Source organism: Mesorhizobium sp. P5_C1, assembly GCF_054049815.1.
In genome coordinates this window covers 1-8,915 of sequence record NZ_JBFULQ010000217.1, presented here as the reverse complement: position 1 = coordinate 8,915, position 8,915 = coordinate 1, and the positions used below count along the sequence as shown (strand labels likewise).

Sequence of the window (8,915 nt, the reverse complement as noted above, 5' to 3'; positions counted from 1 at the left end):
ACCGCGACATTGCGATCGCCCTTTACGGGTTTAACCGCGTCGCCGCCGATCCTTGGAAAACCTCCGCGCTGCGCGATGCGGTGATCGGCCTCGTCGAAGGCGCCACCGCCATGATCGGCGGCGGCTATTTGCAGATCCTGCGTCATCGCCGTCGACCATAGCGGGTCTGGCCCTGGACAGGGGGGTGGGATTTTAGCCTCCCTCAACTTCCCCATCCCTTGCGAAGCTCATTCTCCGCCACCGTGGTCCCCGTCCACCGCTGAACGCCAGCGGCTGCCAAAAACCCCACGGAGGTCCGACCCATGCGACCCGATATCGCCGTTTTGCCGCCGCGCTTCCTGCGCACCAAGGAAGCCGCGGATTTCCTCAGCCTGTCCGCCCGCACGCTCGAAAAGCACCGTACCTATGGCACTGGTCCTTCCTACCGCAAGCTCGGCGGCCGTGTCGTCTATGCCGTCGACGATCTTCAGGCTTGGGCCGAACGCGGTGCCGTCACCTCTACATCCGACCCGCGTGGATCGGTCCTGCCGGCCAAGCGTCACACATCGATGCCGCCGGCGCACGGCGGACGATACGCACGCTGACCGCGCGCGGATTTCAWATGGTGGCGCGAAACCAATCCCTTTCGGAGCGCGGGCAACTCGACCTGTTCCGGGCGCTGCCTGGCGACTTCGCTCCACGAGACGCGCAGGATCTCATGGCCTATCCGTTCTTCTCCCTTTCCAAGACCCATCGCGTCACCCCGATCGATTTTGCCGCGGGCAACGTCACGATCCGGGTCGAAGCCGTACCCGATCATGGGATGGCGACCATCTGGGACGCTGACATCCTGATCTGGGCCGCGAGCCAGATCGTCGAGGCGCGCGACACCGGGCTTCGTACCTCGCGCCTGATGGCCGCCACGCCCTATGAGATTCTCACCTTCGTCGGCCGCGGCAAGAGCCTGCGCGACTATCAACGCCTGAAGGCGGCGCTTGACCGGCTGCAGTCGACCACCGTCTCGACGACCATCCGTCAGCCCGCCGAGGGCAGGCGTCACCGGTTCTCATGGATCAATGAGTGGCAGGAGCGCATCGATCGCCATGGCAAACCCGCGGGGATCGAGTTGATCGTCCCCGACTGGTTCTACCAGGCAGTCCTCGATGACGCGCTCGTGCTGACGATCGATCGCGCCTATTTCGAACTGACTGGCGGGCTGGAGCGCTGGCTCTATCGGCTGGTGCGCAAGCATGGCGGACGCCAGCGCGACGGCTGGCGCTTCGACTTCCGTCACCTTCACCAGAAATCCGGCAGCCTGTCGCCCCACAAGCGCTTTGCCTTCGAGCTGCGCGACATCATCCGCCGCCAGCCGCTGCCCGGCTACACGCTCTTCCTCGAAGTGGAGATGGGCGGCCGGACGCTGCTCGCCTTCGAGCGGATCGCCTCCGGTGGAAGGCCTGTGGACAGCCTCGTGCTATCGGGAACCGGACCTATCGTGCCATCGGGAACCGCAGGCACGTGCTATCAGGAACCCAAACGGGGCCTAACCCTTGGAAAGCAAAGCCGAAATCGCGCCCTTAACTTAGAGTCTAACCCAGAGTCTAACTTTGAAGAGCGCGCTCGTGATGTGCAAAGGCTCATCCGGCGAACCAGCGATGCACTCAGCATAGACGCCGACAAGACCTCGAATGCGCCATCGGTCTCTGACGGCAGCAGCACGGCAACCAGCGTCTCCGAAGTCCCGAATCCGCCTCTTGATCCGCGCTCGGGAGCCACCCGATGAGCGCCGCCACGCACCACGCTCGCGACGAACTCGTCCATGTCGAACTGACCTGGGTTGAGAAGAGGCAAGAGAACTGGATACGGTTCGGCACCCACGCCCAGGAACAGATCGTTGATCGTCGCCGGCGCATTCTGTCCTATCGCCCCGGCGCGGTCTTCGCCTTTGTGCGCTGGGCGGCGAACGACTTCGGAACGATCATCTCACGCATCGATATCGTGCGTGCGGTCGCGCGTGGCGAAGCCTATCAGACACTGCCCTTCGTGCGCCCCGGCGGCGACATCCTTCTGAAGGTCGAGAGCTGGCCCAAGGTGGAACGCGTGCTGCAGGCGATCGACGCCATCCAGCGCCTCGACATCGAGCCTGAGTTGGTGTCGCCCGATCATTGGCGGCACATCCACAACCGGATAACCGCCGGCCACGCGCCGCGCAGCTACACACTCGACCAACATCGCGCCTTCCTGCTGCGCAAGAGGACCGAGCCGTGACGCGCGCCGGGATCATCCTCGCTAGCGTTCTCGCAACCATGGGCGTCGGCTATCCCGGCCTCACTTCGATGCCCACGAAGCTCATCTGGAATGCGTCAGCCAGCGCACCGATCGGCTTCTACGCGATCGACGTCGACGGACCTTTCGAGGTCACCGATCTTGTGGCCGTCGACGCGCCCGAGCCACTTGCCGCGTTCCTCGCTGATCGCGGCTATCTGCCGAGGGGCGTGCCACTCATGAAGCGCATCCTTGGCGTTGCCGGGCAACATGTCTGTCGCTCGAACCTCACCATCACCGTCGATGGCGTCGAGGCGGGCATGGCGCTCAAGCGTGATCGGACAGGCCGTGACCTGCCTGTCTGGCAGGGCTGCCGCCGCATCCCCGCCGGCGAAGTCTTCCTGATGAACCGGCAGGTCCGCGACAGCCTCGACGGCCGTTACTTCGGCCTCCTCTCCACCAGCCAGATCATCGGCCGCGCCGTCCCGCTGTGGACGGACGAAACCGGCGATGGCCGCTTCGAATGGCGCGCGTCAACGCGGTGAGCGCGCGACCGGCGGCGCGCGTCGCGCCGCCAGCCTTCATCACCGCACCACTGAAAAACAGGAGCCTGACATGCAACGGATCGGGGAATTTACGCGCCAGAAGACTGGCTATAGCGGGCGCATCCACACGCTCAGCCTCAACCTGGATATCGCAATCGTGGCGGCAGAGGCGAGCGAAACCGAAAATGCGCCTGAATACCGCGTTCACGCTGGAAGCGAGGACGGCCCCGAGATTGGCGCCGGCTGGAAACGCTCCAGCGAAAAGGCCGGAGACTACGTCTCGATCCAGCTCGACGACCCGGCCCTCGCGCAGCCGATACGCGCGAACCTCTTTCGCAATGGCGACGACAAGACGTCCTGGTCGCTGCACTGGGCGCGTCCGCGCGACCGCAGCGAGAAGGATTGAACGATGCGCGCTCGCCGTCCGTCGACGAGCCATCGCGGTGCGCCTGGGCCGCTTCGCGCTGCCCGGCGCATGGCTCTGCTCCTCCTTTGCGGCCTGTCCGTTTCGACCGTCATGCCGGTGGCGACCTTGGCGCAGGAAACACCTCTCACACGATCGTCGCAGCGCGATCCTTTTGGCGCGCACGTCATCGAAGCCTCGCATCGCTTCGGCGTTCCGACTGCGTTGATACGCGCCGTCATGCGCAAGGAGAGTGCGGGCGACGTGCGCGCCGTCTCCAGCGCCGGCGCCCGCGGCTTGATGCAGATCATGCCCGGCACATGGGATGATCTGCGTGCCCGCTGGTCGCTCGGCCACGATCCATTCGATCCCCGTGACAACATCCTGGCCGGAACGGCGTATTTGCGCGAACTGCACGATCGCTTCGGCTCGCCGGGGTTTCTGGCCGCCTACAACGCGGGACCTGCACGCTACCAAGCCTACCTCGCCGGGCGTCCGTTACCGGCCGAGACCCGCGCCTATGTCGCAGCACTTGCCCCACTGATCGGTGAAAGCGAGGGTATGCGCCCTTTCGCAGTCGCGTCTGTCGAGGCCATTCCCTGGAAGCACGGCTCGCTCTTCGTGGGTCAGTCGGATCGCATACAAGCTGTCGCTCTCGTGCCGACCGAGCGCCCAGAAAATGACGTGAGCTCCGCGCCCAGCGTGCGCGATGTCTCCGCCATCGTGCCGCTGTCCGGAGGCCTCTTCGTGGCGCGAGCGGGCGAAGGGATCCAGCCATGAGCGCGCATGGGCGTTTTCGCACAACCGCAAGCTCCAGCGCACCGTGGCGTGGATGGAGGCGGAATGTGGGCAGAACAACCGGAAGATGGCGAGATAAAAGGCCGCGAGGTGCGGCGTCGGTCGGTTGTGTTATTTCAATAGGTTATGCAGTATTTCCACGAGGTGCGAAGATTTGGCGCACTGCGCCAGAACACCGATTTGCCTGTGATTTCCGTGGCTTGACACGATGTGCGGATCTTCGCCATGAACGGTGAGGATGGTTTCCGAATCCGGCCCGGCCGCATCCGCTCGCCCAGCGCCCAGCGGGCCAGGCCCTTCATCGCGCAGGCGCTTGCCGCCGCCCAGAAGGCCGGTGCCCATATCTCTCGCTCCGGCCGGATCAGTCCGGGCAATCGCTCGAGCTTCGGGCGTGGCCGCTCGGCGAGCGTGCGCGCCAATCGTCTCCTCACCGGCCGCTCGCGAGCCGTGATCATCAAGACACGCCTTGTGCGCCATCACGCGCGCAGCGCCCCGCTTGCCGCCCATCTCGCCTATCTGCGTCGCGAAGGCGTCACCCTTGACGGGGAGAAGGCAAGGCTGTTCGGGCCGGAAGGCGGGGAGGTGGATGGCGGTGCTTTTGCCGAGCGGTGCGGCGACGATCGGCACCACTTCCGCTTCATTGTCTCGCCGGAAGACGCCGTCGACATGGCGGATCTCAAATCTTTCGCCCGCGACCTGATGGGCCAGATGGAAAAGGACCTCGGCACGAAGCTCGATTGGGCGGGCGTCGATCACTGGAACACCGACAACCCCCACCTCCACATCATCCTGCGCGGCCACGCCGATGACGGGCAGGATCTCGTGATCTCGCGCGACTACATCAAGGAGGGGATGCGCGCCCGTGCGGCCGATCTTGTTACCCAGGAGCTCGGCCCGCGCAGCGATCTCGACATCCATCGCAATCTGCAGCGCCAGGTCGAAGCCGAGCGCTGGACCCAGCTTGACCGGCAGCTTGTTCGCGACGGGCGCGACCGAGGCGTCATCGACCTTGCCACCGCCGCGAACGCCCAGTCCGACGAGTATCAGGTGCTGAAAGTCGGGCGGGTGCGCAAGCTCGAAACCCTTGGCCTTGCCGAACAGGTCGGGCCGGGCCAGTGGATCATCGACGACAAGGCCGAGGCGACGCTGCGCGAGCTTGGCGAACGCGGCGATATCATCAAGCGGATGCACCGCGCCCTGACCGAACAGGGTATCGAGCGCGGCGCGGCGAGTTATGTGCTGGCAGCGGAGCGTCTCGACACGCCGATCGTCGGTCGGCTGGTCGACCGCGGTCTCGATGATGAGCTGAAGGGCAGCGCCTACGCCGTGGTCGATGGCACCGACGGCCGCACCCATCACATCAAGCTATCCGATCTGGATGCAGCGGGCGACAGCGCTCCGGGTTCGATCGTCGAACTGCGCAAGTTCCATGACGCGCAGGGACATGGGCGCGCAGCACTTGCTGTCCGTTCCGACCTCGACATTGAGCAGCAAACGACCGCCGCCGGCGCAACCTGGCTTGACCGCCAGAATATCGCCCGCCAACCGATTGCACTCTCGGAAGGCGGGTTCGGCGCCGAGGTGCGGCAGGCAATGCGGCGCCGCGCCGACCATCTCGTCGAAGAGGGCCTCGGCGAGCGGCATGGCCAACGCGTCAGCTTCACGCCCAACCTGATCGACACGCTGCGTCGCCGCGAGCTGGAGGCGCTCGGGCAAAAAATCTCCGCTGAGACCGGCCAGCCCTTCAATCGCGCCCGCGGCGGCGACTACGTCACCGGTTCCTACCGGCAACGTTTCATACTCGCGTCGGGCCGTTTCGCCATGATCGATGATGGCCTCGGTTTCCAACTGGTGCCTTGGACGCCATCCCTGGAAAAGCATCTTGGCCGCCACGTCTCTGGCGTCGCTCGCAATGACGACGGCATCGACTGGAGTTTTGGCCGCAAGCGAGGCCTCGGCCTCTAACCTCATGTTGAAGAAAGGACCGCTTCCATGTCCGCCACCAAGATACTCTGGGGCCAGATCCTCGCTGTGTTGGCGATCGTACTGTTCACGACCTGGGGCGCGACGGAGTGGGTGGCCTGGCGCCTGGCATTCCAGCCCGAGCTCGGCAGGCCATGGTTCCATGTCCTGGGCTTTCCCTTTTACCTTCCGCCGTCCTTCTTCTGGTGGTGGTATGGCTTCGATGCCTACGCGCCGTCGATCTTCGTGGAGGGAGCCTTTATCGCGGCGTCGGGCGGTTTCGCCTGCGTCGTCGTCGCCATAGGCATGTCGGTCTGGCGAGCGCGTGAGGCCAAGAAGGTCGAGACCTACGGCTCCGCCCGCTGGGCCGACAAGCAGGAGGTCAAGGCAACTGGCCTTCTCGGCTCCGATGGCGTGGTGCTTGGGCGATATGACGGTGCCTATCTGCGCCACGACGGACCGGAGCACGTGTTGTGCTTCGCGCCCACACGTTCGGGCAAGGGCGTCGGCCTTGTCGTCCCGTCGCTGCTGACCTGGCCGAGCTCAGCCGTCGTCCACGACATCAAGGGCGAGAACTGGCAGCTCACCGCGGGCTTCCGCGCCAGGCATGGCCGCGTCCTGCTGTTTGATCCGACCAATCCGAAATCCTCCTCCTACAATCCGCTGCTCGAGGTGCGCCGCGGCGAATGGGAAGTCCGCGACGTGCAAAACATCGCTGACATCCTGGTCGATCCCGAAGGCTCGCTCGAGCGGCGAAACCATTGGGAGAAAACCAGCCATGCCCTTCTGGTCGGAGCGATCCTGCATGTCCTCTACGCCGAGCCGGACAAGACGCTTGCCGGCGTCGCCGGCTTCCTCTCCGATCCAAAGCGCCCGATCGAATCGACGCTGTCCGCGATGATGAAAACGGCGCATCTGGGTGAGGGCGGTGCGCATCCGGTCATCGCCAGCGCCGCCCGAGAACTCTTGAACAAATCCGACAACGAGCGCTCTGGCGTGCTCTCGACCGCCATGTCGTTCCTTGGCCTCTATCGCGATCCTGTGGTGGCAGAGGTGACCCGCCGCTGCGACTGGCGCATCACCGACCTCGTCGACGACAAGCGTCCGACGACACTCTACCTCGTCGTGCCGCCGTCCGACATCAACCGGACGAAGCCGCTTATTCGCCTGATCCTCAATCAGATCGGTCGCCGCCTGACGGAAGATCTCCAGGTGAGGGCGCAGGGGCATCGGCTGCTCCTGATGCTCGACGAGTTCCCGGCGCTTGGCCGTCTCGACTTCTTCGAGTCGGCGCTCGCCTTCATGGCCGGCTACGGGCTGAAGAGCTTCCTGATCGCTCAATCCCTCAATCAGATCGAGAGGGCGTACGGCGCCAACAACTCAATCCTCGACAACTGCCACGTCCGGGTAAGCTTTGCCACCAACGACGAGCGCACCGCCAAGCGCGTGTCCGATGCGCTCGGAACAGCGACCGAGATGAGGGCCATGAGGAACTATGCCGGCCACCGGCTGTCGCCATGGCTTGGTCATCTCATGGTTTCCCGCTCGGAGACGGCTCGCCCGCTGCTCACGCCTGGTGAAGTGATGCAACTGCCGGCCACCGACGAGATTGTCATGGTCTCGGGTGCGCCGCCGATCCGCGCCAAAAAGGCGCGCTATCATGAGGATGCACGCTTCAACGAGCGTATCTTGCCACCTCCGGCGTTGGTGGCGGCTGTGGAGGGGAGACCGGACGACTGGACCAGACTGCCTTTACCTTCCCGTCCCCCGATTGCCGAAGCCACATCATCGCTCGCCGCCGAGGAGCAGGACCTGACCGAATCCGAGCGTCGTCGGCAACCCGAGCTCAGTCGCGTCGAGCCGGTCGTGAAGCCATCGACCCAGAACGAATTCGAGATCGATCACCTGGACGACGTGGACGACGATGTTGCCCGCAATCGTCGATTGACGCGCCTCATGCAAGGCATTGCGCGGCAGGCGTCGCTCGACCCCGGCGACGGCGTGGATATGTGAGGCTCCGATGGCAAAGGCTCCCCGCAAGCAACGCCTGTCCGTGTATCTCGATCCTAAGGCGATGAGCAGGCTGGCCGAACATGCGGCACGCCGAGATCTTTCACGGTCGCTTGTCGCCGAGGCGGCCATCGAATCGTTCCTCTCGCCCGATGCCGCCGAGCGACAGGAGGCGGCGATCACCAAGCGGCTCGATCAACTCGATCGCCGTACGGCACGCCAGGAGCGCGATCTTGGAATTGCCTTGGAGACGCTCGCCGTTTTCGTCCGCTTCTGGCTGGCGACAACACCAGCGTTGCCCGAGCCCGCGGCGCAGGCTGCCCACGCCAAGGCTGGCGAGCGCTATGATGCCTTCGTCACCGCACTCGGCCGGCGCCTGGCGAAAGGGCCAAAGCTTCGACAGGAAATCTCCGAGGACATCGATGGCCGCCTGGACACACTCCAGCCCGGCACGCCCGTGGGCTAAATGGACGGGCGGACTGAAGATTCTGCAAGCATCGATATGTCAAAATATATCAAAGCGTTGGAATGATATGTTGTTGTCATAGATCACGCCTTGCCGACCTGTCGAGTTTGGCAGAAGAGGACTAGACAGCCGCAGGGTGGCGTCGTTTCACGGGAACCACGTTGAGTCATGCTGCGGCAACCACGGGACAGATCTGGCGCGAAATTCGCAATTTAAGATCCGTGGCTACATGAAGGACCACGCCTTTCACAAGTTTCTATGATCACTTGGGAAAAACGGCTGCTTTCACCTGAATCAACTATTTTCAGCGGCTAGTCGGTGTCAGGATTCGTCGTTGAAAATTATAGTCTGTATGCTATAAGGCAAGGGGAATGAAAAACCAAAAGCCCGCAGTATGGATGGGGTCGTCGAAGGCCGACCTGCGCGAGTTTCCGGTCGATGTTCGCCGATTGATGGGTGTTGCAATCAACGACGCCCAGAATGGTGA

10 protein-coding genes are annotated in these 8,915 nt (G+C 64.0%); all 10 read left to right on the top strand.

From position 1 onward, the window contains the following. Nucleotides 1-8 precede the first annotated feature (8 nt). The 10 genes from ACXJ7R_RS17835 (at nt 9) to ACXJ7R_RS17790 (ending at nt 8,428) form a co-directional block, all read left to right on the top strand. Complete coding sequence (locus tag ACXJ7R_RS17835) at nt 9-161, top strand: DNA -binding domain-containing protein (protein WP_457152989.1); 153 nt, start codon at nt 9-11, stop codon at nt 159-161. A gap of 141 nt (nt 162-302) precedes the next feature. Further along, nucleotides 303-584 carry a helix-turn-helix transcriptional regulator gene (locus tag ACXJ7R_RS17830; RefSeq protein WP_457152988.1) on the top strand — a complete coding sequence of 94 codons (282 nt, stop codon included), beginning with the start codon at nt 303-305 and terminating at the stop codon, nt 582-584. A 17-nt stretch (nt 585-601) separates the two neighbouring features. After that, a complete protein-coding gene (locus ACXJ7R_RS17825) occupies nt 602-1,762 on the top strand; it encodes a replication initiator protein A (protein WP_457152987.1) in 1,161 nt (386 codons plus the stop codon). Continuing rightward, nucleotides 1,759-2,247, top strand: coding sequence for a DUF2840 domain-containing protein (locus ACXJ7R_RS17820; RefSeq protein WP_457152986.1), 489 nt, complete (start codon nt 1,759-1,761; stop codon nt 2,245-2,247). Before ACXJ7R_RS17825 ends, ACXJ7R_RS17820 begins: the two co-directional genes overlap by 4 nt. Further along, entirely contained in the window at nt 2,244-2,789 is a 546-nt protein-coding gene (locus ACXJ7R_RS17815) for a S26 family signal peptidase (protein WP_457152985.1), read from the top strand. The genes ACXJ7R_RS17820 and ACXJ7R_RS17815 overlap by 4 nt, the downstream gene beginning before the upstream one ends. Before the next feature lie 70 nt (nt 2,790-2,859). Then, nucleotides 2,860-3,195 (top strand): DUF736 domain-containing protein, encoded by a 336-nt coding sequence (locus tag ACXJ7R_RS17810; RefSeq protein WP_457152984.1) that lies wholly within the window; start codon nt 2,860-2,862, stop codon nt 3,193-3,195. Nucleotides 3,196-3,198: 3 nt separating this feature from the next. Further along, the gene (locus ACXJ7R_RS17805; RefSeq protein WP_457152983.1) at nt 3,199-3,972 is read left to right on the top strand and encodes a lytic transglycosylase domain-containing protein; all 774 of its coding nucleotides are present in this window, start codon (nt 3,199-3,201) and stop codon (nt 3,970-3,972) included. Between the two features lie 243 nt (nt 3,973-4,215). Then, nucleotides 4,216-5,955: a relaxase/mobilization nuclease domain-containing protein gene (locus tag ACXJ7R_RS17800; RefSeq protein WP_457152982.1), complete on the top strand. Its 1,740-nt coding sequence runs from the start codon at nt 4,216-4,218 to the stop codon at nt 5,953-5,955. Between the two features lie 27 nt (nt 5,956-5,982). Beyond that, a complete protein-coding gene (locus tag ACXJ7R_RS17795; protein WP_457152981.1) occupies nt 5,983-7,965 on the top strand; it encodes a conjugal transfer protein TraG in 1,983 nt (660 codons plus the stop codon). A 7-nt stretch (nt 7,966-7,972) separates the two neighbouring features. Continuing rightward, nucleotides 7,973-8,428, top strand: coding sequence for a ribbon-helix-helix protein, CopG family (locus ACXJ7R_RS17790; protein WP_457152980.1), 456 nt, complete (start codon nt 7,973-7,975; stop codon nt 8,426-8,428). Nucleotides 8,429-8,915 lie beyond the last annotated feature (487 nt).